At 63.3% G+C, this 22,354-nt stretch carries 23 protein-coding genes; 5 read left to right on the top strand and 18 right to left on the bottom strand.

The window, feature by feature from the left end; all coding sequences use genetic code 11:
• Nucleotides 1-8 precede the first annotated feature (8 nt).
• From GPA25_RS03135 to GPA25_RS03095, 9 genes are all read right to left on the bottom strand, one after another.
• Nucleotides 9-779: an ABC transporter permease gene (locus GPA25_RS03135; RefSeq protein WP_169258889.1), complete on the bottom strand. Its 771-nt coding sequence runs from the start codon at nucleotides 777-779 to the stop codon at nucleotides 9-11.
• Nucleotides 772-1,668, bottom strand: coding sequence for an ABC transporter ATP-binding protein (locus tag GPA25_RS03130; RefSeq protein ID WP_169258888.1), 897 nt, complete (start codon nucleotides 1,666-1,668; stop codon nucleotides 772-774). The genes GPA25_RS03135 and GPA25_RS03130 overlap by 8 nt, the downstream gene beginning before the upstream one ends.
• A 15-nt stretch (nucleotides 1,669-1,683) precedes the next feature.
• Complete coding sequence (locus GPA25_RS03125; RefSeq protein WP_169258887.1) at nucleotides 1,684-1,968, bottom strand: STAS domain-containing protein; 285 nt, start codon at nucleotides 1,966-1,968, stop codon at nucleotides 1,684-1,686.
• The gene (locus GPA25_RS03120; RefSeq protein ID WP_169258886.1) at nucleotides 1,965-2,588 is read right to left on the bottom strand and encodes an MlaC/ttg2D family ABC transporter substrate-binding protein; all 624 of its coding nucleotides are present in this window, start codon (nucleotides 2,586-2,588) and stop codon (nucleotides 1,965-1,967) included. Before GPA25_RS03120 ends, GPA25_RS03125 begins: the two co-directional genes overlap by 4 nt.
• Nucleotides 2,589-2,593: 5 nt before the next feature.
• Nucleotides 2,594-3,433, bottom strand: coding sequence for an MlaA family lipoprotein (locus GPA25_RS03115; RefSeq protein ID WP_169258885.1), 840 nt, complete (start codon nucleotides 3,431-3,433; stop codon nucleotides 2,594-2,596).
• 28 nt (nucleotides 3,434-3,461) lie between these two features.
• A complete protein-coding gene (gene mlaD / locus GPA25_RS03110; RefSeq protein WP_169258884.1) occupies nucleotides 3,462-3,929 on the bottom strand; it encodes an outer membrane lipid asymmetry maintenance protein MlaD in 468 nt (155 codons plus the stop codon).
• Entirely contained in the window at nucleotides 3,926-4,720 is a 795-nt protein-coding gene (gene mlaE, locus GPA25_RS03105) for a lipid asymmetry maintenance ABC transporter permease subunit MlaE (RefSeq protein WP_169258883.1), read from the bottom strand. The genes mlaD and mlaE overlap by 4 nt, the downstream gene beginning before the upstream one ends.
• Entirely contained in the window at nucleotides 4,717-5,535 is an 819-nt protein-coding gene (locus GPA25_RS03100) for an ABC transporter ATP-binding protein (RefSeq protein WP_169258882.1), read from the bottom strand. The genes mlaE and GPA25_RS03100 overlap by 4 nt, the downstream gene beginning before the upstream one ends.
• 124 nt (nucleotides 5,536-5,659) lie before the next feature.
• Nucleotides 5,660-7,627 carry a monovalent cation:proton antiporter family protein gene (locus GPA25_RS03095; RefSeq protein ID WP_169258881.1) on the bottom strand — a complete coding sequence of 656 codons (1,968 nt, stop codon included), beginning with the start codon at nucleotides 7,625-7,627 and terminating at the stop codon, nucleotides 5,660-5,662.
• Between the two features lie 150 nt (nucleotides 7,628-7,777).
• On the opposite strand from GPA25_RS03095, the gene GPA25_RS03090 reads away from it, so the two are divergent.
• The 5 genes from GPA25_RS03090 (at nucleotide 7,778) to GPA25_RS03070 (ending at nucleotide 11,665) form a co-directional block, all read left to right on the top strand.
• Nucleotides 7,778-8,773, top strand: coding sequence for a KpsF/GutQ family sugar-phosphate isomerase (locus GPA25_RS03090; protein ID WP_169258880.1), 996 nt, complete (start codon nucleotides 7,778-7,780; stop codon nucleotides 8,771-8,773).
• 54 nt (nucleotides 8,774-8,827) lie between these two features.
• Nucleotides 8,828-9,409, top strand: a complete 582-nt coding sequence (gene lptC / locus GPA25_RS03085; RefSeq protein WP_169258879.1) for an LPS export ABC transporter periplasmic protein LptC — start codon at nucleotides 8,828-8,830, stop codon at nucleotides 9,407-9,409.
• Nucleotides 9,406-9,954, top strand: a complete 549-nt coding sequence (gene lptA / locus GPA25_RS03080; protein ID WP_169258878.1) for a lipopolysaccharide transport periplasmic protein LptA — start codon at nucleotides 9,406-9,408, stop codon at nucleotides 9,952-9,954. The genes lptC and lptA overlap by 4 nt, the downstream gene beginning before the upstream one ends.
• 29 nt (nucleotides 9,955-9,983) lie before the next feature.
• A complete protein-coding gene (locus GPA25_RS03075) occupies nucleotides 9,984-10,760 on the top strand; it encodes an enoyl-CoA hydratase (RefSeq protein WP_169258877.1) in 777 nt (258 codons plus the stop codon).
• Nucleotides 10,761-11,107: 347 nt separating this feature from the next.
• On the top strand, nucleotides 11,108-11,665 hold the full coding sequence (locus GPA25_RS03070; protein WP_169258876.1) for a phasin family protein: 558 nt from the start codon (nucleotides 11,108-11,110) through the stop codon (nucleotides 11,663-11,665).
• Nucleotides 11,666-11,802: 137 nt separating this feature from the next.
• Here the strand turns inward: GPA25_RS03070 and GPA25_RS03065 are convergent, their stop codons facing one another.
• The 9 genes from GPA25_RS03065 to ybeY all read right to left on the bottom strand — a co-directional run bounded on the left by GPA25_RS03065 (nucleotide 11,803) and on the right by ybeY (nucleotide 22,351).
• Nucleotides 11,803-13,014: a PilT/PilU family type 4a pilus ATPase gene (locus GPA25_RS03065; protein ID WP_169258875.1), complete on the bottom strand. Its 1,212-nt coding sequence runs from the start codon at nucleotides 13,012-13,014 to the stop codon at nucleotides 11,803-11,805.
• Between the two features lie 155 nt (nucleotides 13,015-13,169).
• Nucleotides 13,170-14,843 (bottom strand): sensor histidine kinase, encoded by a 1,674-nt coding sequence (locus GPA25_RS03060; protein WP_246265260.1) that lies wholly within the window; start codon nucleotides 14,841-14,843, stop codon nucleotides 13,170-13,172.
• A gap of 122 nt (nucleotides 14,844-14,965) precedes the next feature.
• On the bottom strand, nucleotides 14,966-15,727 hold the full coding sequence (locus GPA25_RS03055; protein ID WP_169258873.1) for a 1-acyl-sn-glycerol-3-phosphate acyltransferase: 762 nt from the start codon (nucleotides 15,725-15,727) through the stop codon (nucleotides 14,966-14,968).
• An 8-nt stretch (nucleotides 15,728-15,735) separates the two neighbouring features.
• A complete protein-coding gene (gene gmhB, locus GPA25_RS03050; RefSeq protein ID WP_169258922.1) occupies nucleotides 15,736-16,269 on the bottom strand; it encodes a D-glycero-beta-D-manno-heptose 1,7-bisphosphate 7-phosphatase in 534 nt (177 codons plus the stop codon).
• A 32-nt stretch (nucleotides 16,270-16,301) separates the two neighbouring features.
• On the bottom strand, nucleotides 16,302-18,389 hold the full coding sequence (gene glyS, locus GPA25_RS03045) for a glycine--tRNA ligase subunit beta (protein WP_169258872.1): 2,088 nt from the start codon (nucleotides 18,387-18,389) through the stop codon (nucleotides 16,302-16,304).
• A complete protein-coding gene (gene glyQ, locus GPA25_RS03040) occupies nucleotides 18,389-19,321 on the bottom strand; it encodes a glycine--tRNA ligase subunit alpha (protein ID WP_169258871.1) in 933 nt (310 codons plus the stop codon). The genes glyS and glyQ overlap by 1 nt, the downstream gene beginning before the upstream one ends.
• A 193-nt stretch (nucleotides 19,322-19,514) precedes the next feature.
• Nucleotides 19,515-21,002, bottom strand: coding sequence for an apolipoprotein N-acyltransferase (gene lnt / locus GPA25_RS03035; RefSeq protein WP_169258870.1), 1,488 nt, complete (start codon nucleotides 21,000-21,002; stop codon nucleotides 19,515-19,517).
• The gene (locus GPA25_RS03030; RefSeq protein ID WP_169258869.1) at nucleotides 21,002-21,838 is read right to left on the bottom strand and encodes a CorC family transporter; all 837 of its coding nucleotides are present in this window, start codon (nucleotides 21,836-21,838) and stop codon (nucleotides 21,002-21,004) included. The genes lnt and GPA25_RS03030 overlap by 1 nt, the downstream gene beginning before the upstream one ends.
• A gap of 27 nt (nucleotides 21,839-21,865) precedes the next feature.
• Nucleotides 21,866-22,351 (bottom strand): rRNA maturation RNase YbeY, encoded by a 486-nt coding sequence (gene ybeY / locus GPA25_RS03025; protein WP_169258868.1) that lies wholly within the window; start codon nucleotides 22,349-22,351, stop codon nucleotides 21,866-21,868.
• Nucleotides 22,352-22,354: the final 3 nt, after the last annotated feature.

The following is a 22,354-nucleotide window of genomic DNA, read 5'->3' as shown; positions in this document are numbered from 1 at the left end:
AGATTCCCTCAAGCCCGCAGCTTGTAGCCCCGGGCGAGCATCGCCAGGGTCAGCACTGCAAGTAACACGAAACAGACACTCACCACGCCGAGGCTCAGCCAGGGAGAAACGTCGGACTGGCCGAAGAACCCGTAGCGGAAACCGTCGATCATGAAGAAGAACGGATTGATGTGCGACACGTCCTGCCACATCTGCGGCAGGGAGTGGATCGAATAGAACACGCCGGACAGCATAGTCAGCGGCATGATCAGGAAGTTCTGGAAACCCGCGAGCTGGTCGAACTTGTCCGCCCAGATCCCCGCGATGACGCCCAGCGACCCAAGAATCGCCCCGCCGATCAAGGCAAAGACGAGTACCCATGCCGGTGCGGCAATCGGCAGATCGACGAACGGGAACGACACCAGCAACACCCCGCAACCAACGAACAGCCCCCGCAGCATTGACGCAATCACGTAGGCGGCATAGAACTCGCGATACGACAGCGGCGGCAGCAGCACGAAGATGATGTTGCCGGTGATCTTGCTCTGGATCAGCGACGATGAACTGTTGGCAAACGCATTCTGCAGCAGCGACATCATCACCAGCCCCGGCACCAGGAAAGCAGTGTAGGCGACATCGCCATACACGGTGACGTGGCGATCGAGCACGTGCGAGAAGATCAGCAGAAAGAGCAGCGCGTTGAGCACCGGCGCGGCCACCGTCTGAAAGCCGACCTTCCAGAAGCGCAGCACCTCCTTGTACAACAAGGTGCGGAATCCGATCAGGCGCGCCTCATGCACGGTTCATGACCTCCACGAATACCCGCTCGAGGTCGGCTTCGCCGAGCCGCATTTCAAGTATCCGGCCGCCCGCCTCGCGCAGGCGCGCGAGTGCCGGCTCGACGTCCTCATAGCGCTCCAGCGCGAACTCCGCCCAGCCGCTGTCCGACAGCGTCGCCCCCAGCGCCGATGCATTTTCCGGGCGTTCCAGACGCACCCGAAGTGCATGGCTAGCAAAACGGCGCAGCAGGTTTTCGGTGGTATCCAGAGCCACCACCCGCCCGGCCTTGAGCATCGCGATGCGCCCGCACAAGGCTTCGGCCTCTTCGAGGTAATGGGTGGTCAGCACGATGGTATGGCCATCGCGGTTGAGCTTGCGGATGAACTGCCACAGCCCCTGACGCAATTCGACATCGACACCGGCAGTCGGCTCATCGAGCACGATGACCGGCGGGCGATGCACCAGTGCCTGTGCCACCAGCACACGGCGCTTCATGCCACCCGAAAGCATGCGCATGTTGGCGCCGGCCTTGGCTGTGAGGTCGAGATTGGCAAGGATTTCGTCGATCCAGTCGTCGTTGCCGCGGATGCCGAAGTAGCCCGACTGGATGCGCAGCAGTTCGCGCACCGAGAAGAAGGGGTCGAACACCAGTTCCTGCGGCACCACGCCAAGCTTGCGGCGGGCGTTGCGGTAGTCGGTGACGACGTTATGCCCCATGACCTCGAAGATGCCGCCATCCGGGCGAACGAGCCCGGAAAGCGCCGAGATCAGTGTCGTCTTACCGGCACCGTTGGGCCCTAGCAGGCCGAAGAATTCGCCTTGGGCGACTTCGAGGTCGACCCCGGCAAGCGCCTGCAGCGTGCCATAACGTTTGGTGGCGGATACGATCCGCAGGGCAGGACACGTCATCAGCGAACGTCGCGCTCAGGCCTCGGCCGGCAGCAGCTCATCGACGCCGTAAAGCGTGGCGAGACTGCGCATCCCGGCGGGCATCCCGGCCTGGCGGATGGTGCGCCCGGCCTGCTTCGCCACGCGCAGCCAGTCGAACAGCAGTGCCAGGGCGGCGGAGTCCGCCGCGGTCACCGCGGAGAAGTCCACGACCAGATCGCCGGCACGCGCTCTTGCGCGCCCCCGCTCGAGCCATGCGCCGACGGTCGCCATGGTAAGCGGACCGTCGATCGACAATACTTCGTCAGCCGATCCGCTCATGAATGCGCGGGCGTCGCGGCGAGATTGCGGTTTTTCTGCTCAAGCGAGCGGATCAACCCGTCGACGCCTCCGACACGGATTTCCTGTGCGAAAGTGCCGCGGTAGTTCGTCACCAGGCTGACGCCGGCCACCACCACATCGAACACTTTCCACCCCTCGCTGGTCTTCTCTAGCGAGTAGTCGATATTGATCGGCTGAGCGCCGGCCTGCCGGACTTCGGTCTGTACGCGCACCGAGGTGTCCGCCTCCCCGACTTTCAGCGGTTTGTAACCGATGGTCTGGTCACGGTATTGCGTCAGCGCATTGGAATAAGTGCGCACCAGCAGCGTGCGGAAGGCATCGACGAGCTTGTTCTGCTGCTCCGGGCTGGCCTGCCGCCAGTCCTTGCCCACCGCCAGCATCGTCATGCGGCGAAAATTGAAGTGCGGCAGGACCTTTTCCTCGACCAGATCAACCACCCGCCGCGTATCGCCAGCCTGGATTGCCTTGTCGTGGCGAACGATCGACAGCACGTCATCGCTGACCCCGCGCACCAGCGCATCGGGGCTCATACCCGCGTCGGCGGCATGCGCCGGCACGAGCGAAAACAGAAAAAACAGGGAAAGGAAAAATTTCTTCATCGTCATCACCTTGAAGAAGCGGCGGCGACACCGAAGTCGCCTGCGCCCACACTCACCAACTGAAGCTGATTGACCGCGGTTTGCGCGGCGATATCTGTCGCGTAGCCCGGAGGCAGCGCGGCACCATTGAACTCGATGTCTTCAAGCGGGGGATTGCCGTCGAAAACCTTGTAGCGACGCTGCTGCAGATAAAAATCACGCGCGTAGGAATACTTGTCCAGCGTCCCCTCGTCCAGTGTCTTGTCGATACCGAGCAGGTTGGCACGGGCATGGACCAGGCGCAGGGCCGTCATGACGTTGCGGGTCGGCACATCGCCGATCCCCCACACGTTGTCACCGTACATGTCGACCGGCAAAACGACCGCATCACGCAGCGTGCGCGGACCGAAGAAGGGCACCACGAAGTAGGCCCCTTCGCCGACCCCCCAGCGTCCCAGAGTCTGGCCGAAATCCTCGTCGTGTTTGGGCAGTTCGAGTTCGGACGCGACATCGAAGAACCCGAGGATGCCGACCGTCGAATTGAGCCCAAAACGCAGCAAGTCGCTCAGACCATCACCGAGCTTGCCCTGCAGCAGGTTGTTGCCGCCAATCCACAGATCACCGAGATTCCCGAAGAAATTGCCGATTCCGGTCCGCACCGGCAAGGGCGTTGCGGCGTCATAGGCTTCCGCCACCGGGCGGATGACCGCCTGGTCGACCGTCTCATTGAAACCGAACATCGCACGGTTATAGGTTTCCAGCGGGTCGTCGGGGTTGGCGGCGCGTGTCGCGCACCCACTCAGAACCAGAGCGCCAAGGGCAACTGCGACGACTGCGGCGTGTATTTGGGGAAATTTTCTCTTCATTATCATTCTCGGACTGGTCCCGCCCGGATCAGTTCGCCGGCGCCTCGGCCGCCTTGTCGAACATGAACTGACCAATCAACTTCTCGAGGACCACTGCCGACTGGGTGATCTGCACCACCTCGCCGCCCTTCAGCATCTCGGCTTCGCCTCCTGGATCGAGACCAAGATACTGCTCGCCGAGCAGTCCGGACGTCAGGATCGTCGCGATCGTGTCGCGCGGGAACTGATAGCGGGTATCAAGCGCGAAAGTCACCTCGGCGCGGTACCCCGAGGTATCGAAACCGATATTCGTGACCCGTCCGACTACGACCCCTGCACTCTTGACGGGCGCCCTGACCTTCAGGCCGCCGATATTGTCGAACCTTGCCATCACCACATAGGTATCAGTGAAGTTCGATCCGCCGAGATTGCCGACTTTGAGCGCCAGAAACAGCAGCGCTCCCATGCCGATGACGACGAAGAAACCGACCCACAGGTCGAGCTTTGTGCGGCTCATGACTGCCCTCGGAACATTAGAGATGTAAGCACGAAATCCAGCGCCAGGATGGCCAGCGCGGAAGTCACAACCGTACGGGTGATGGCGCGCGACAGCCCTTCGGCCGTGGGCGTGCAGTCGTAGCCCTCGAACACAGCGATCAGCGACACCGCGGCACCAAACACCACGCTCTTGACGACGCCATTCATGATGTCGAAGCGAAAATCGACTGCGGCCTGCATCTGCGACCAGAAAGCACCTTCATCGACGCCGATGAGCACGACGCCGATCAACCAGCCGCCGAACACGCCCATCGCCGAAAACAGCGCGGCAAGCAGGGGCATGGAGATCACGCCCCCCCAGAAACGCGGCGCAACGACCCGCGCGATCGGATTGACCGCCATCATGTCCATCGCGTCGAGCTGCTCGGTGGTCTTCATCAGGCCAATCTCCGCAGTGACGGCCAGACCGGCCCGGCTCGCGAACAACAGCCCGGCGACGACCGGCCCCAGTTCGCGCGTCAATGACAGCGCCACCAGCACCCCGAGCGCATCGCCGGAACCGTAACGCTGCAGGGTTTCATAGCCCTGCATTGCGAGGACCATACCGACGAAGAGACCTGACACGACGATGATCAGCAGGGAAAGTACGCCGCTGAAGTAGAGCTCCCGGATCGTCAAATGCACACGCGTCAGCGATTGCCCCGAGTGCCGCAGCAGCAGGATGAAAAAACGGGCACCGAAACCGGTGCGCCAGATCGCCTCGGTCACCATGGCGCCGAGCAGGCGCACGACATTCAATAGCCCGTTCATGCCCCCACCCCGCCAATGAGACTGTCGGCCAGCGGCCCGGCCGGATAATGGAAGGGCACCGGACCGTCGGGCTCGGCATGAATGAACTGGTAGACGAAGGGATCATCCGAAGCGCGCAACTCGTCCGGAGTGCCCTGCGCAACAACGCGTCCTTCGGAAACGAAATAGATGTAATCGACGATCAGCAGGGATTCCATGATGTCGTGCGTCACCATGATCGTCGTCGCGCCGAGAGCGTCGTTAAGCTTGCGGATCAGCTGACCGATCACGCCGAGCGAGATCGGGTCCAGGCCGGCAAACGGCTCGTCGTACATGATCAGCATCGGATCGAGGGCAATTGCACGCGCCAACGCCACGCGGCGCGCCATGCCTCCTGAAAGCTCCGCCGGCTTGAGCTCCGCGGCGCCGCGCAAGCCCACCGCATTGAGCTTCATCAGGACCATATCGCGGATCAGCCCGAACGGCAGGTCAGTGTGCTCCCGCAGCGGAAAGGCCACGTTGTCGAACACCGACATGTCAGTGAACAATGCGCCGAACTGGAACAGCATGCCCATGCGCCGCCGCAGCGCGTAAAGGTCCGCCGTCGACAGACTCGCAATCTCCCGCCCGTCCACGTCGACCGTACCGCCCGACGCGCGCAGTTGCCCGCCGATCAGCCGCAGCAGCGTGGTCTTGCCACAGCCGCTGCCCCCCATGATCGCGACCACTTTCCCGCGCGGCACAGTCAAGTCGATACCGCGCAGAATCTCGCGTTCGCCATAGGCGAAGCGGACATCTTTAAGGCTCACGAGCAGATTGTCGGTTTCGGAAGCCAAGTCGGCACGCCCTCAGGGTTCTTCAAAACCGATTAGTTTAACAGAGCGATCGCCGCGAACATGAACCGATTCCCGGGTGTTGCAAAATGAAGGCATTCCGAAACAGCCGGAACCATGGCGCGACCTAGCCCCTCAACAGTCGCCCCTCGGCCTGCTCGAGATCACCGGGCACCCCCAGCAGCACGACCACGTCGCCGGCCATCATCTGCGTTTCGGCGCTTGGTGCAAGACCGCGGATATTGCGCCGGCGCACCGCCGAAACGGTGACGCCCAGGTTTTCCAGCGCAAGCATTCCGATCGTCTTTCCAACGGCGTGCGCCCCAGGCGGCAACGTCACCGGATGCAGGCGCAGCTGGCGCGCATCGGGACCGTCAGCGGCGTCCGAAGCACCATGAAAGAAGCCCCGCATCAGCGCATACCGCTGGTTACGCACGTCGCGAATGCGTCGCACCACGCGATTGAGCGGCACGCCGATCAGCGCCAGCGCATGCGAGGCGAGGATGATGCTGCCTTCGAAGGCCTCTGGCACCACCTCGGCGGCACCTCCTTGCGCCAGACGGTCCATGTCCTTTTCGTCGGACGCGCGAGTGACGATCGGCAGATCCGGCCGCAAGGCCAGCGCACGGTGCATCACGCGCAACGCCGCCTCGACTTCGCCGAACGAAATCACCAGCGCGCTCGCGCGCATGATGCCCGCCGCCATCAAGGTCTCGTGCCGCGACGCGTCGCCATACACCACCGTGTCGCCCGCCGCACCGGCCTCACGCACGCGCTCGGGATCGAGGTCGAGCGCGACATAGCTGACGTTTTCCTGCTCCATGAAACGCGCCATGTACTGCCCGCTGCGACCATAGCCGCAGATGATGATGTGCTTGCTGGTGTTCATCGACTGCGCCGCCACACGCGTCAGCTCCATCGAACGCAACAGCCACTCGGATGCGACGAAACGCATTACCAGCTTGTCGCTGGCCTGCACCACGAAGGGCGCAATGAGCATCGAGAGGACCAGTGCCGCGACGGTAGCCTGCAACAGCGCCGGGGGCATGAGGCCAAGACCGTCGATGTCCGACACCAGCACGAAACCGAATTCACCGCCAGCGCATAACCATAGGCCGGTCCGCAGCGCCGTCCCCGCCGACGAGCCAAAGGCGCGCGAAGCAGCGAATACGATGGCGCACTTGAAAACGAGCAAGCCCAGCACCAGCCCCAGCACCACGGGCAGATTGTCGACAATCAGGCCGACGTCGAGGAACATTCCGACCGTTACGAAGAACAAGCCCAGCAGCACGTCGCGAAAGGGCTTGATGTCCTCCTCGACCTGGTAGCGAAATTCGGTTTCCGAGATCAGCATGCCGGCCAAAAATGCCCCCAGCGCTAAAGACAGGCCGACAAGCTCGGACAACCATGCCAACCCCAGCGTGATCAGCAGGACGTTGAGCATGAACAACTCGCCCGAACGACGCCGCGCCACAACCGTGAACCACGCACGCATCAGGCGCTGACCGAACACCAGCACCAGCACCAGCAAAGCCGCTCCCTTCAGGGCCGCCAGACCCAGGGTAACGGCCAGCTCTTCCGCCGGGCGCGACAGCGCTGGAATGAGGATCAGCAGGGGCACCACCGCGATATCCTGGAACAACAGCACGCCGATGGTCTCGCGTCCATGCCTGCTGTCGAGTTCCATCCGGTCTGCGAGGAGTTTCGACAGAATCGCCGTGGATGACATCGCCAGCGTGCTGCCCAGCGCCAGGCTGGCCCCCCAGCTGAGCCCGAACAAGTGTCCGATCGCCATCACGAGCACGATGCAGCCCAGCACCTGCGCCGAACCCAAGCCGAACACGATGCGCTTCATTGCCAGCAGACGCGGCAATGAAAACTCCAGACCGATCGAGAACATCAGAAAAACCACCCCGAATTCGGCCAGGTGATTTGCCCCTTCGGACGAGTGCACGAGCTTAAGGGCATGGGGTCCGACCGCCGCCCCGACCAGCAGATAACCAAGCACCGGAGGCAGATTGAGACTGCGGAAAATCCCCACCATGACGACTGCCGACGCCAGCAGCAAAAGGACCAACTCCAGGGTATTTGGCATGAGGCTCCGGCTCTGGACTGGATGCAGGCGGAACGGGGGCACACACCCGTCTGATATACTCGTCCGCCTTGGTGCGCGGCACCGTCATCGGCTTATTCACGGCGTATGACGCGCAACCCTATTTGAAAGAGTTTAACCGCTTCGAACGCCATGAACCCACCCCAGCCTCAATCCGCCCGTGATGCCGGCGCAGTCGCCATGGCACGTCGCGTACTTCGCATCGAAGCCGAAGCCGTTGCCGCGCTTGCGGATCGCATCGGCGGCGAATTCGAACAGGCGGTGGACCTCATCCTGCAGCGCCACGGCCGCGTGATCGTCACCGGCATCGGCAAGTCCGGCCACATCGGCCGCAAGATCGCCGCCACCCTCGCCAGTACCGGCACACCGGCCTACTTCGTGCATGCAGGCGAAGCTGCGCATGGCGACCTCGGCATGATCACACCCGAAGACGTGGTGATCGCGCTTTCCAATTCGGGCGCCACCGAAGAAGTGCTTACCATAGTGCCACTGGTCAAACGCCAGGGCGCAAAACTGATCTCGATAACCGGCAACCCGGAGTCGCCGCTGGCGCGCGAAGCCGACGTGCACCTGGACGCCGCCGTCAGCGAGGAAGCCTGCCCGCTCAACCTCGCCCCCACCGCGAGCACCACCGCTGCTTTGGCGCTGGGCGATGCGCTTGCCGTTGCATTGCTCGACGCACGCGGATTTGGCGCCGACGACTTTGCCCGCTCACACCCGGGCGGTAGCCTCGGACGGCGCCTGCTCACCCATGTCAGCGACGTCATGCGACCGGCCGAGCGCGTCCCGCAGATTGCCGAGACGGAGTCACTGACGACCGCACTCCTGGAAATGTCGCGCGGCGGCATGGGCATGACGGCTGTCGTCGCCCCCGACGGCAAACCGATGGGCATTTTCACCGACGGTGACCTGCGGCGCGCGCTGGAGCGCGGTTGCGACGCACGCACCGCAACGCTGTCCGACGTCATGACGCGCAATCCGCGCAGCATCGGCCCCGACGCACTCGCCGTCGAAGCGGCGGAAATCATGGAGCGCCAGCGCATCAGCCAGCTGCTGGTGGTAGACGCGCAGGGCGCACTCGCCGGCGCCCTGACGACTCACGACCTGATGCTTGCGAAGGTCATCTGATGCCCGCCGTCACCCCCCGCGGCGACGCCCCCAACCGCGTAGACGCCGCGTAGCATGCGCCCCTCGATTCAACAACTTTACCCGGTGATCGCCCTGCTCGTACTGGCAGGCGCCACCGTATGGCTGGAGCGCGTCACGCGCGGCGATGACACGCAGTCTGCGTCGCAGTTGCGCCGCGAACCCGACTTCACTGCCGAGCAGACGCGTCTCATCAGTTTCGATCGCAACGGCCGCCAGCATTACGAACTGCTCGCCGACAAGATCACCCATTACCCGCTGTCCAGCATCACCGAGCTCGACAAACCGCGGCTGCGCTACGACGCGGAAGGGCGCGAACTGCGGGTCAGCGCCAGAACCGGGGAAGTCCTCAATGAAGGCGAGGAGGTGCGCCTGGCCGGCGACGTGAGCGTGCTGCGCGCCGCAGCGCCGGGCAGCCCGGAAATGACCTTCGCCTCGCAGTCGCTGAAGGTCTGGCCGGACGATGAACGCGCGGAAACCGGAGATCCGGTCGTACTCACCCAGGGAGCGACCACCGCGCACGCCAACGGACTCAAATCGGACAACATCTTCGGCACCCTCGAACTCATCGGCAACGCGCGCGTAAACATTCCGCGCACAACCCGGACATCACCATGAAGCGCCTTTCCCTGACCACCCTTCTTGCACTTACCCTGGGCTTGCCGGTGCTGCCGGCTCATGCCGAGCGAGCGGACCGCAACCAGCCGGTCAATATCGAAGCCAACCGCGTTACCGTGGATGATCGCAACAAGGTTCATGTATTCGAAGGCGATGTCGTCCTGACCCAGGGCACGCTCGTCATCAAGGGCGCCAAACTGGTCGTCACCCAGGGGGCCGACGGTTTCCAGTCGGGCGTTGCCACCGGCACGGATAAGCGGCTCGCGACCTTTCGCCAGAAGCGCGAAGCCAGCAGTGAATTCGTCGAAGGCGAGGCGGAACGCATCGAATACGACAGTCGCGCCGAGCGCGCACGCCTGTTCAACCAGGCCCACGTGAAATCGGGTGCCGACGAAGTGCGCGGGCATTACATCGAATACGACGCGCTGAGCGAAAACTATCTCGTCACCAATCAGCCCGGCAGCAGCCCGACGAAGGCGACGGGTGACGGCCGCGTCCGCGCTGTTATCCAGCCGAAGAATTCGACCAATGAAAGCACCCGGTAATTGCTTCACTTTGTAACGGAGGAGACTGCATGGACTACACGAACATCGTCGCCGAAACCCGCGGACGGGTCGGCCTGATCACCCTCAACCGCCCGAAAGCGCTCAACGCCCTCAACGACCAGCTGATCGACGAAATGTGGGAGGCGCTCGACAGCTTCGAGGCCGACGAAGGAATCGGTGCGATTGTCATCACCGGCAGCGAAAAGGCCTTTGCCGCCGGCGCCGACATTGGCGCGATGGCGAGCTTTTCGCATATGGACGCGTACAAGGGCGATTACATCACGCGCAACTGGGAACGCGTCAAGACCTGCCGCAAGCCGGTCATCGCTGCGGTCGCCGGCTTCGCACTCGGCGGCGGCTGCGAGCTGGCAATGATGTGCGACATGATCATCGCTGCCGAGAACGCGAAGTTCGGCCAGCCGGAAATCAAGCTCGGCATCCTGCCCGGCTCCGGCGGAACGCAGCGCCTGCCGCGAGCCATCGGCAAAGCCAAGGCGATGGACATGTGCCTTACTGCGCGGATGATGGACGCCGCCGAGGCTGAACGCGCGGGCCTGGTGGCACGTGTGGTGCCGACCGAGCGACTGCTCGACGACGCGCTCGCGATTGCGACGGAGATCGCCAGCTTTTCGCTGCCAGTCGTGATGATGATCAAGGAATCCGTCAATCGCGCATTTGAGGGCAGCCTCAATGAAGGCCTGCTGTTCGAGCGCCGCGTGTTTCACGCCGCCTTCGGACTGGAAGACCAGAAGGAAGGCATGGCCGCCTTCGTCGAAAAGCGCAAGCCGGACTTCAAACACCGGTAAGGCTGCTGCCGCGCCGCCGCAAATTCTGCGGCGGCGCGCCACCCGAATGTAATTTTCGTGTAATCTTCGTGCGCCATGCTGCGTAGCCTTAACAATGCCAACGGCACATACGCACACCCTTCCCGGAAGCATTTTGTTTCAAGCTGAAACACAATAAAAACAGATTACTAACGGCTTCACGGGGTTTTCTGCGACTTTCCGCCAGACGCATTGTGCACTGCACAATAGACCCCTTGACAAGTCGGCAAACACCCCTATAATCGAACACATGTTGCGACGCACCATGCGAACTGCGCAGTTGCGAAGCAAATCGCCCCTTGCCGTAACCCTCATCTGGAGATGAAAAAATGTTTGCTACCCCCGAGCAGTTCGCCGCCGCCAGCAAGACCAACGTTGAAACCCTGCTGACCCTGGCGAACAACGCCTTCGCCAGCGCCGAGCGTCTGGCCGCCCTGAACCTGAACACCGCCCGCTCGATCCTCGAAGACAGCATGGCCAGCTCCAAGGCCCTGCTCGGCGCGAAGGACGTTCAGGAGCTGGTGAGCCTGCAAACCTCCCTGGCCCAGCCGCTGGTCGAGAAGGCCGTTGCGTACAACCGCAGCGTCTACGAAATCGCCTCGCAGAGCCAGGAAGAAGTTTCCAAGCTTCTGGAAGCGCAGATCGCTGAACTGAACAAGACCCTGGCCACCGCGCTGGACAAGGCTGCCAAGTCCGCTCCGGCTGGCTCCGACGTGGCCGTGGCTGCCGTCAAGTCCGCCATCGCCGCTGCCAACAGCGCCTACGACAGCGTCAGCAAGGCTGCCAAGCAAGTTGCCGAAATCGCCGAAGCCAATGTGGCCGCCGCGACCAACGCCACCGTGAAGGCCGTCAGCGCCTCCACCAAGGGCGGCAAGAAGGCTGCCTGATTGATCTGACTCGCCGGCCCGCAAGGGCCGTGCGCTGCCAGCAAGAAAAACGCCCCGCAGTGTGAACTGCAGGGCGTTTTTTTATTTCGCGCCAGGTTTTTTCCGCTGACCGCCTGCGCACCGCCCGCAGGGGCGCGTCAGGCCTCTGCTTTGAGTTGCGTCCCCGGCTTGTCGGCCCCTTCCTCTTCTTCCGGCTCATCCTCTGCGATCGAAAGGCTGAACTCCCCGGCGGCGGCCAGATTGGGCTGGCCACGCTCGGCCTTGAGCTTGATCTGCAAGCGCAGCTCATTGGCCGAGTCGGCATTGCGGATCGCTTCCTCGTAGCTGATGTAGTGCGCATCGTAGAGGGCAAACAAGGCCTGATCGAAGGTACACATGCCCAGCTCACGCGACTTGGCCATAATCTCCTTGATCGACTGGAACTGCCCCTTGAAGATCATCTCCGCGATGGTCGGCGTGTTGAGCAGGATCTCGATCGCCGCCTTGCGGCCGTTGCCGTCTTCGGTGCGGATCAGCCGTTGCGACACGATCGCCCGCAGATTGGACGACAGGTCCATCAAAAGCTGATTGCGCCGTTCCTCGGGGAAGAAGTTCACGATCCGGTCGATGGTCTGGTTGGCGTTGTTCGCGTGCAGCGTGCCGAGACACAGGTGACCGGTTTCGGCAAACGCGATGGCGTGCTCCATGGTTTCGCGGTCTCGGATCTCGCCGATCAGGATCACGTCCGGCGCCTGACGCAGCGTGTTCTTCAGGGCATGTTCCCAGGAATGGGTATCGACTCCCACTTCGCGATGAGTGATCAGGCAGTTCTTGTTCTTGTGAACATATTCGACGGGATCCTCGACCGTGATGATATGGCCGGCCGAATTGCTGTTGCGGTGATCGATCATCGCCGCCAGGGTGGTCGACTTGCCCGAACCAGTACCGCCCACGACCAGCACCAGGCCGCGCTTGGTCATGACGATTTCCTTGAGCACTTCCGGCAGTCCGAGCTTTTCGAGACTGGGGATCTCGGAAGCGATGGTCCGGATGACCATGCCGACGCATTGCTGCTGGACAAAGACATTGACGCGGAAGCGGCACACGTCGGGAAGCGAGATCGCGAAATTGCATTCCAGTTCGGCGGCAAATTCACTTTGCTGGCGCTCGTTCATCAGGCTCAGCGCGAGGGAGCGGGTGATCTCGGGCGTGAGCCGCTGCTGGCTCAGCGGCTTCATTCCGCCGTGCGACTTCATGCTGGGCGGGAAATCGGCCGAAATGAACAGGTCGGACCCGCCCATCTGGTGCATGGCTTTCAGCAGCCGGTGCATGTAGTTACGTGCTTCTTCGGTGCCCAGGGCGGACGACATTTGGATTCCTATGATCAATGATCGGCGAACACCCGGAGTTGAGTTTCGGCGTTCGCCGCGTCGCGTATTACTAAAGCAGTAATTTTAAGCTGCACGACTCCGTCAACGGCAATCCGGCGCCCCACGACTTGGCACAAACCCGCCATGCGCGCAAATCAGTCTGGCGCAACGGCGGACGGCGTCGTGGGTAGCGTAACTTCGACGGCCGTCGCCGTTGGCACGAGCTGCCCGCCCATGCCTGCGACGCGTCGGCTCACGACATCGAAGCGCGTATCCTTGAAAGGAGTGTGAGCCGCGCATGGACCGTCCGGTTCGGCACATTCGCAACTGATGCGGATCACCACAGCGTCACCGCGGCCCAATGTCTCAACGACGAGTCGCCCCCGGCGCCCATTCGGGCCCCCAGGGCATTCTGCACAGCCCTGCAATAAGTTCATCAGCACTTCGTTCAGGTGGTCGGGAATGACCGTGAGCGCGGGCAAGTCGCCGTCGGGGCGAAAATCGACCTGCATCGAGCTGAAGCCACGATCGAAACTGAGGAAATCCAGGACGGCCTTCACCATCTGGTTGAGATCGACCCGTTCGCTGCTCTCACGCCTCGCCGAAGCGAACTCGGTGATTTGGCGCGTCATGCTTGCGATACGCTGGGTCTGCTCAAGAATCAGCTTCGGCTGACAGACGTCGCAATCGTTTTTTGTCTTCTGCTGCAAGATCTGCTGCGCCAGCATCGAGATCGTCGCCAGCGGGTTGCCGACTTCGTGCGACACGTTCGCCGCCATCGTTGCAAGCGCGGCCATTTTTTCGCGGTGCCAGCGCTCCTCGCGCCGAGTCGCCCGCTCCTGCGCACGCGCCTGCGCATCGATGATGCGCTGTCCATTGCGCACCAGCAGCAGCAAAGCCAAGTAGAGCAACACGAGCAGACCGCCAACGATCAGGAGAAACCGGTCAGAAGCGACGCTGACTTTCTCCTGGTTGTCCGCGGCGGTGCGTTCGACGATGTCCTGATTGGAGGCGGCCACACTGGCGACTTCGCCCGACACGTCCTTGATCTGACCGAGAAATGCGGTGACGTCGGAATAGATCTCGAAAACACCGATCACCTTGTCGCTGCCGGGCGCCCGCACCGGGATGTAGCTCGAAATCAGATCACGGTTCTCGACCTCGCCCTCGAACGCACTGAAACGGTCGCGGTGTGTCAATTCACTTGCGGGCTGTCCGCCGACGGCAACCTTCCAGCCGAGGTTGTCAGCCTTGTCTTCGCCGATCTGATTGTGTTCCGACGAATAGACGGTAATCCCGCGCAGATCGAAGACCTTGATCTTGAATACGCTGCTCGCGCGCATCGTCGCATAGGCCTTGGCATCGAGTTCGGCAAATCCGGGTAATGCAGCGATCTCGCGCCCGAGCTCGGCAAAACACGCGCGGCGGGGGTCGCTGCGCGTCCCGCCGGCGGGCTCGCTGGGCGGGGGAAGCCCGCGACAGGCGTCAATCGGCATCGCCTGCACCCGTGCAACGAAGGGTGCGAAGTCGGAGTCCCACAGCACATTCGCCAGCAGACGCGTGAGGTTGACGTGCGCAGCCTCGTGCACTGTCAGCAAATTGCTGCGCGCAGTCTGCTCCTGCCTTTGCGCGAGCTCCGCCTGCACGCGAGCGAAAAATGCATTCTGCTCGCCCTGGACTTGGGCGAAGAACGATTCCTCCGAGCGTTGCAGGAAAAACAGGGTAAGCGCGACGACTGCGAACGCGACGAGGCTCGTCAGCGTGAAGTAGCGCATCAGGCGGAACCCGCCAACGCGGACCTCGTCGGCCCTCTCCGATCGTCGGGACAACTTGTTAACCCTGCGATTCAACATTTCCGTCCTCTCCGATTTCGCGGTTCCAGCGCGGCCTTCGATCGCACAAGGCGGGCATTTGAGCGGGTGGTCCGAACTGCGCGTCGGAGGCGATTCGATCAGTCGTCCTTATCGTCCGCCACCGCGTCCGTGCCAGCCTTTCCTGCGTAATGATGTGGAAACAGGCGACGCATTTCAGCCTCGATCCAGTCTTCGGCGAGGGAATTCACTTCGCTCGTTTTCATCCCCGCCGGATCAATCACGGGTCCGATGCTGACGGTGATCTCGCCGGGGTACTTCAGAAAGGCATTGCGCCGCCAGAATTCCCCGGCGTTATGCGCCACCGGCACGACCGGCACCTTTGCCTTGCGCGCCAGCGCTGCACCGCCGGGCTTGTAGCGACGCGCGGTACCCGGCGCCGTGCGGGTTCCTTCGGGAAACACCACCACCCAGAAGCCTTCGCGCAGGCGCGCACACCCCTGATCGACAACCTGTGCCAAGGCATCCTTGCCTGCGGCGCGGTCGATGGCAATACCTGGAATTTGCGCGAGCCCCCAGCCGAAGAACGGCACTCTGAGCAATTCGCGCTTGAGCACGAAACACAGCGGCGGGAAGATGACCTGCAGAGCCATCGTTTCCCAGGCCGACTGATGCTTGGAAAAGATCACCGACGGCACCCTGGGAATGTTCTCGCTACCGATCACCTTGTAGCGGATACCCAGCAGATGCCACACAAACCACATCACCAGCGGCGCCCACGAGGTGATGATGCGATGGCGCACACGCGGCGGGAACGGGAAGGTGAGAACGCCGAAGATGGCATACGGCGGGGTGACGATTGCGAGAACGATGGCAAACAGCAGGGAACGCAGGACGATCACGTTTATCTTCAGGCAGTGAGATCGGCAACGACAGCCGCCAGATCGGGGTAAATGAGCGTGCCTTCGGGCAATGCCGGATCATCGCGGGTTTTCTGCCCCTTGCCGGTGAGCACGAGGTAAGGCTTGCAGCCGACCGCGACGCCGGCCTGCAGGTCGCGCAGGCTGTCGCCGACCACCGGCACGCGCTCCAGCGACGCATTGAAGCGTTCGGCAATCTGCAGGAACATTCCGGGCTTGGGCTTGCGGCAATTACAGGTGGAGTCGGCCGCGTGCGGGCAGAAGAAGATCGCGTCGAGCCGGCCGCCGACCTGGGTGAGGCTCTTCACCATCTTCTCGTTGATCGCGTTGAGCGTATCCATGCCGAACAGGCCGCGGCCAACGCCGGACTGGTTCGATGCGACCACCACGCGCCAGCCCCACTGGTTGAGGCGGGCGATCGCTTCGAGCGAACCCGGAATCGGCTTCCACTCGTCGGGCGACTTGATGAACTGCTCGGAGTCGTAATTGATGACCCCGTCGCGGTCGAGAATGATCAGCTTCATCGGCATGGCGTGCGCTCCGTGCTGGGTCCGGGTCAGGCAGAGAGCCGCGACAGATCCGCGACCTGATTCATCAGGCCGGCGAGCTGACGCAGCAGCGCGAGACGATTCTGACGGGTGAGCGGCTCTTCTGCCATCACCATTACGCCGTCGAAGAAGCTGTCGACTGCCGCGCGCAGACCGGCAAGCACGCACAGCGCATCGGTGTAATCCTCGTTCGCGACGTGCGAGCGGACCAGCGGCGCGACCTCGACAACCCGGTGGAACAGCGCCTTTTCGGCCTCTTCCTGCAGCAGTGCGATGTCGGGCTCGGGCAGCTCGCCTTCGACCTTCTTGAGGATGTTGACGATGCGCTTGTTCGCCGCGGCGAGCGCCTCGGCTTCCGGCAACGCACGGAACACCCGCACGGCGTCGAGCTTGGGCGAGACGAGGTCCATGCGCGTGGGGCGCAGCGCGAGCACTGCATCGACGACGTCGACGGCGTGACCGGCGTCGCGCAGCAGGTTGCGCAGGCGTTCGAACATGAAATCGAGCAGTTGCGCCTCGAATCCCTTCGCGGTCAACAGGCCCGGCTTGAAGCCGGCCGCGGCGTCGCCGATTAGTTCGGCGAGATCGAGCGGCAGCGGCGCTTCCATCAGGATGCGCAGCACACCGAGCGCGGCGCGGCGCAGGCCGAAGGGATCCTTGTCACCGGTCGGCAACTGGCCGATGCCGAAGAAGCCCACCATCGCATCGAGCTTGTCGGCGAGCGCCACGGCGCAGGCGGCGTTGCCCACCGGCAGGGCGTCGCCGGCGAAGCGCGGCTGGTAATGCGACTGGATCGCGTCGGCGACCACCGCGCCTTCGCCATCGTTGAGCGCGTAGTAGCGCCCCATGATGCCCTGCAGTTCGGGGAACTCGCCGACCATGTCGCTGACGAGGTCGGCCTTCGCGAGGCGCGCGGCGCGCGCGGCCGCGGCTGCATCAACATGCAGGCGGCCGGCGATGCAGCCGGCCAGGCGTTCGAGGCGTTCGACGCGTTCGAGCTGGCTGCCGAGCTTGTTGTGGTAGACCACCGGCGCGAGACGCGGCAAACGGCTCTCCAGCGTATGCTTGCGGTCCTGTTCGAAGAAGAAACGCGCGTCCGACAGGCGCGGGCGCACGACACGCTGGTTGCCGGTGACGATGTTCGACGGGTCGGCCAGGTTCATGTTCGAGACGATCAGGAAGCGGTTCAGCAGCTTGCCGGCGGCGTCGAACAAGGGGAAATACTTCTGGTTCGCGCGCATCGTCAGGATCAGGCACTCCTGCGGCACGGCGAGGAATTCGGCCTCGAATTCGCCGACGTAGACGGTCGGATGCTCGACCAGTGCGCAGACTTCGTCGAGCAGGTCGGCGTATTCGCCAAGGCTCGCGTTCTGCGCGGCGGCAGTCGCGACGAGCTGGCGCTCGATGTCGGCGCGACGCTCGGCGAAGTCGGGGATCACCTTGCCTTCGGCGAGCAAGGTCGGCTCGTAGGCTTCGGCGGTCGCGAGTTCGATCGCGCCACGGCTCATGAAGCGATGCCCCATCGTCAGGCGGCCAGCCTCGAGGTCGAGCACGCGCCCCGGCACGACGCGTGGGCCGTGGAGCATCGCGAGCTTATGCACCGGGCGCACGAATTGCGCCTCGCCCGCGCCCCAGCGCATCAGCTTGGGAATCGGCAGCGCCTTGACGGCATCCTGCACGATGGACGCGAGCACCTCGTCGAGCGCGGCACCGGCTTCGTTACGGGTGTAGAACAAGGCTTCGGCCTTGCCGTCCATGCGCCGTTCGAAGCTTGCTACGGCTTCGGGGGCGATGCCCTTGGCTTCAAGTTTCTTCAGCAACGCCGCGGTCGGGCGCCCTTCTGCGTCGAGCGCGACCTGCACCGGCATGATCTTTTCGGTGACTTCGCGTGCCGGCGCGTCCGCGCGGACAGCCGGGACAGTTATCGCAAGGCGGCGCGGCGCGGCGTACCAGCGGAAGCCCTTGTCCTCTGCGAGCAGGTCGCGCGCCTTGAGTCCTTCGAAGATGCGCGTGGCAAAGGTTTCACCGAGGCGCGGCAGGGCCTTCGGCGGGAGTTCTTCGGTCAATAGTTCGACGAGCAGGGAAGCGACGGACATCACGCAGCCTCCGGGGTGTTCTTGGCAACGGCATTCGGATTGAGCATCGGGAAGCCCAGACTCTCGCGGGATTCGTAGTAGGCCTGCGCGACGGCGCGCGACAGGTTGCGGATGCGGCCGATGTAGGCGGCGCGCTCGGTCACCGAGATCGCACCGCGCGCATCGAGCATGTTGAAGCTGTGCGCGGCCTTCAGCACCATTTCATAGGCCGGCAGCGCGAGACCGGCTTCCATCAGGCGTTTGGCTTCGGACTCGTAGTTGCCGAACAGCGAGAAGAAGAAGTCGACGTTCGCGTGCTCGAAGTTGTACTTCGATTGCTCGACTTCGTTCTGGTGGAAGACGTCGCCGTAGGTGACCTTCGAGCCGTCCGGATACACCGCCCAGATCAGGTCATAGACGTTCTCGACGCCCTGCAGGTACATCGCCAGGCGCTCCAGACCATAGGTGATCTCGCCCAGCACCGGCTTGCAGTCGAGGCCACCGACCTGCTGGAAGTAGGTGAACTGCGTGACTTCCATGCCGTCGAGCCACACTTCCCAGCCTAGCCCCCAGGCGCCGAGCGTCGGATTTTCCCAGTCGTCCTCGACGAAGCGCACGTCATGCGCGTTGGTGTCGATACCCAGCGCACGCAGGGAGTCGAGATACAGCTCCTGGATGTTCAGCGGCGAGGGCTTGAGCACGACCTGGTACTGGTAGTAATGCTGCAGGCGGTTCGGGTTTTCGCCGTAGCGGCCATCCTTGGGGCGGCGCGAGGGCTGCACGTAGGCGGCGTTCCACGGCTCGGGGCCGATCGCGCGCAGGAAGGTCGCGGTGTGCGAGGTGCCGGCGCCGACCTCGAGGTCGTAGGGCTGCAGCAGCACGCAGCCGCGATCGCCCCAGAACTGCTGAAGCGTCAGGATGACTTGCTGGAAAGTGGGTTTGTGCAGGGACATGGTCTCTCGGACAGCTTGAGGCGGCGGCACGCAGGCCGCGCGGCGAACGCAAAGAGCGGATTTTACTGGCATTCGGCGGGCGGGTCGAAGTTTGCGCCGGAAATTGGCATACACGTCGCGCAGACAAGGGGTTCGGCCCGCTCCGCATTGCCGCCCGGACACCGACGCAGGCACGTAACGGGCTGCCAAACCCTCAGGCGGAACGCAATACGCGGGCACGTATCGCCGGCGCCAGACCGATCAGGATGGTCGCCAGCCCAAGCAGCAGCGCCATGGCATCGCCCCAGCGCGCGTAAGGCGTGAGCCCCTCGTAGCCCTGCACCGCGATCCGCAGGGCGCCCTGTTCGAAGGCGGGCAGCACTCCGGCGACGCTGCCGTCCGGCTGCACCAGTGCGGTCATGCCGGTGTTGGTCGAACGCAGCATCGGCCGTCCGGTTTCCAGCGCACGCATGCGTGCGATCTGGAGGTGTTGCGGCTGGGCGAAGGAGTCGCCGTACCATGCCAGATTCGAGATATTGAGCAGCAGCGTCGCTTCGGGCAGGCTGCGAATCAGTTCGCTCCCGAACAGATCCTCGTAACAGATGTTGATCGCGACGCGCTGCTCGCCCAGCCGCATCGGGGGCTGATTTTTCGCACCACGCGTCTGATCGGACATCGGAATGTCGACAAGACGGTAGAACCAGTCAAAAAAAGGTGGTGAATACTCGCCGAAGGGGACGAGGTGCTGCTTGGCGTAGGTCTGGCTGGGCGAGGTGCCGAGACTGAGCGCGGCGTTGTAGATCGCCCCCCCCGTATCACGCAGGAACACCCCCAGCACCAGATCGCCGCCCGCCGCCCGTGCCGGGGCGGCCAAGGCTTCGAGATAACCATCGGGCAACCGATCCGCGAGCAGCGGCAGCGTAGTCTCGGGCAGCACCACGAGATCCGCGGAATGTTCGCGCGCCAGCTGCACATTCGTCTCGAGCCATTCCGCGAGCCGTTCAGGACGCCATTTCAGGCCCTGCTCGATGTTGGTCTGGATCAGGGCCACGTCGATCGGCTTGCCAGCCGGCTCGGTCCACGTAACACGCCCGAGATAGTGGCCGCCGACCCCGAGCGAAATGATTACCATCCAACCCGCGGCCGCGGGACGCACCTGGCGCCACGGCGTGAGGGCAACAACGGCTGCGACGAAGGCCAGCAAGCCGCTTACGCCATAGACGCCAAGCACGGGGGCGAAGCTGGCGAGCGGGCTCGGCGGGGTCTGCGAATACCCCATCGCCAACCACGGAAAACCGGTGAACAGCCAGCCGCGCAAAACTTCAAAGACCAGCCAGAGTCCGGCGAACAGGCCCGCCTGCCGGATCGCACTGCCCTGGCGAAAGCGCACGAAGAATGCGGCGACGAACGCCGGAAAAAGCGCGAGATAGGCGCAGAAGAGCACGATCGCCAGCCCGGCGAGCGGCATCGGCATACCGCCAAAACGGTGGAGCGCGATATAAAGCCAGGACACGCCGCAGAGGAAAGCCGCGAGGCCCCACACGAATCCTGTGCGGAAGGCCTCACGCGGGCTCTGCACCCCGCGCAGAACCCGCGTGAGCAATGCGAGACTGACCTGCCCCAGAAAAAAAACGTCGAAGGGCGCAAACGCGAAAACCGACACAGCGCCCGCAACGGCACTCAGGATCAATGCCACAGGCATCAGGCGCCCGCCTGCAGCGACGCGCACTCTACGAGCAGCGTGTACACGCGCCGACTATCGGCGCGTAACACCTGGAGCTTCAGACCACCGAGCACAAGCGCTTCGCCACGCCCCGGCAGACGCCCGAGCTGTCGGATCAGCAGCCCGCCCACGGTGTCGACGTCGGCATTGCTGAAGTCCGTACCAAACGCGGCATTGAATTCGGCAATCTCGGTGGTCGCCTTGACACGATAGCGTCCGTCCGGTTCGAGCTGGATGTTGTCGCTCGCTTCGATCTGGTCGTATTCATCCTCGATGTCGCCGACGATCTGCTCAAGGACGTCCTCGATCGTGACCAGGCCCGCCACCCCACCGTATTCATCGACGACGATGGCCATGTGATTGCGACTGATGCGGAATTCGCGCAACAGGACGTTCAACCGTTTCGACTCGGGGACGAACACCGCCGGTCGCATCGCCATTCGCAGGTCGAATTCGCGGCCCGCGAAATAGCGCAACAGATCCTTCGCGAGGAAGATGCCAACGACGTCGTCCTTGCTTTCGCCGACCACCGGAAAACGGGAATGGCCGGTGTCGATGACGTAGGCCGCAATCTTGTCGATGGGTTCGTCCAGGCGGATCACGTCCATCTGCGCGCGCGGCAGCATCACGTCACCGACCTGCGTGTCGGAAATCTGCAGCGCCCCCTCGATGATCGACAACGCATCGGCATCGAGCAGGTTGCGCTCGAAGGCCGAATGCAGCAGCGCCATCAGCTCTTCACGGTCCTCCGGTTCACGGGACAGCAAGGCGGACAGTCGTTCGAGCAGGGTTGGTCTGGCGGAAGCGGGATCCATGGGTGCGATAGCGTCGAAACAACGCGTTCAGGCGTAGGGATTGGGGTAACCGAGCGTAGCGAGAATCTGCGTTTCGAGTGCTTCCATCTCCTCGGCTTCGTCGGCGACCTCGTGATCGTAACCCTGCAGATGCAGCATGCCGTGCACCACGAGGTGGGCGAAACGTGCCTCAAGCGGCTTGCCCTGTTCGGCAGCCTCGCGCACGACTACAGGCACGCACAACACCAGGTCACCCGCCAAGGGCGCGTCGGCCTCGCCCTGCGGCAGGACCTCGCCTTCACCATAGACGAATGTCAGCACGTTCGTCGCGTAGTCCTTGCCACGGTAGTCGCGGTTGAGGGTACGCCCTTCGGGCGCGCCGACCAGCCGCACGGTAACGTCGGCATCGCCGCGAAGGGCACCCAGCGCCCAGCGCCGGATACTCTGTGCCGATGGCGACTGCGCCCGGTTCGCCCTGCCGATGGCCTTTTGCACCGCGAGATTCAAGTGCGGCGATGACACTTCAGTAGCCAAGCG

Source organism: Aromatoleum diolicum (assembly GCF_012910955.1).
Lineage (GTDB): Bacteria > Pseudomonadota > Gammaproteobacteria > Burkholderiales > Rhodocyclaceae > Aromatoleum > Aromatoleum diolicum.
The sequence above is the reverse complement of the archived record's forward strand: the minus strand, read 5'-3'. Positions and strand labels throughout refer to the sequence as shown.

Excerpts from the sequence above, each read along its gene's own strand:
- GPA25_RS03130 (WP_169258888.1), bottom strand. The coding sequence starts at position 1,668 with ATGACGTGTCCTGCCCTGCGGATCGTATCCGCCACCAAACGTTATGGC.
- GPA25_RS03070 (WP_169258876.1), top strand. The coding sequence starts at position 11,108 with ATGTTTGCTACCCCCGAGCAGTTCGCCGCCGCCAGCAAGACCAACGTT.
- GPA25_RS03065 (WP_169258875.1), bottom strand. The coding sequence starts at position 13,014 with ATGTCGTCCGCCCTGGGCACCGAAGAAGCACGTAACTACATGCACCGG.
- gmhB (WP_169258922.1), bottom strand. The coding sequence starts at position 16,269 with ATGAAGCTGATCATTCTCGACCGCGACGGGGTCATCAATTACGACTCC.
- GPA25_RS03095 (WP_169258881.1), bottom strand. The coding sequence starts at position 7,627 with ATGCCAAATACCCTGGAGTTGGTCCTTTTGCTGCTGGCGTCGGCAGTC.
- GPA25_RS03090 (WP_169258880.1), top strand. The coding sequence starts at position 7,778 with ATGAACCCACCCCAGCCTCAATCCGCCCGTGATGCCGGCGCAGTCGCC.
- GPA25_RS03120 (WP_169258886.1), bottom strand. The coding sequence starts at position 2,588 with ATGAAGAAATTTTTCCTTTCCCTGTTTTTTCTGTTTTCGCTCGTGCCG.
- lptC (WP_169258879.1), top strand. The coding sequence starts at position 8,828 with ATGCGCCCCTCGATTCAACAACTTTACCCGGTGATCGCCCTGCTCGTA.
- mlaE (WP_169258883.1), bottom strand. The coding sequence starts at position 4,720 with ATGAACGGGCTATTGAATGTCGTGCGCCTGCTCGGCGCCATGGTGACC.
- lnt (WP_169258870.1), bottom strand. The coding sequence starts at position 21,002 with ATGCCTGTGGCATTGATCCTGAGTGCCGTTGCGGGCGCTGTGTCGGTT.
- GPA25_RS03030 (WP_169258869.1), bottom strand. The coding sequence starts at position 21,838 with ATGGATCCCGCTTCCGCCAGACCAACCCTGCTCGAACGACTGTCCGCC.
- glyS (WP_169258872.1), bottom strand. The coding sequence starts at position 18,389 with ATGTCCGTCGCTTCCCTGCTCGTCGAACTATTGACCGAAGAACTCCCG.
- mlaD (WP_169258884.1), bottom strand. The coding sequence starts at position 3,929 with ATGAGCCGCACAAAGCTCGACCTGTGGGTCGGTTTCTTCGTCGTCATC.
- GPA25_RS03075 (WP_169258877.1), top strand. The coding sequence starts at position 9,984 with ATGGACTACACGAACATCGTCGCCGAAACCCGCGGACGGGTCGGCCTG.
- GPA25_RS03125 (WP_169258887.1), bottom strand. The coding sequence starts at position 1,968 with ATGAGCGGATCGGCTGACGAAGTATTGTCGATCGACGGTCCGCTTACC.
- glyQ (WP_169258871.1), bottom strand. The coding sequence starts at position 19,321 with ATGTCCCTGCACAAACCCACTTTCCAGCAAGTCATCCTGACGCTTCAG.
- GPA25_RS03115 (WP_169258885.1), bottom strand. The coding sequence starts at position 3,433 with ATGAAGAGAAAATTTCCCCAAATACACGCCGCAGTCGTCGCAGTTGCC.
- lptA (WP_169258878.1), top strand. The coding sequence starts at position 9,406 with ATGAAGCGCCTTTCCCTGACCACCCTTCTTGCACTTACCCTGGGCTTG.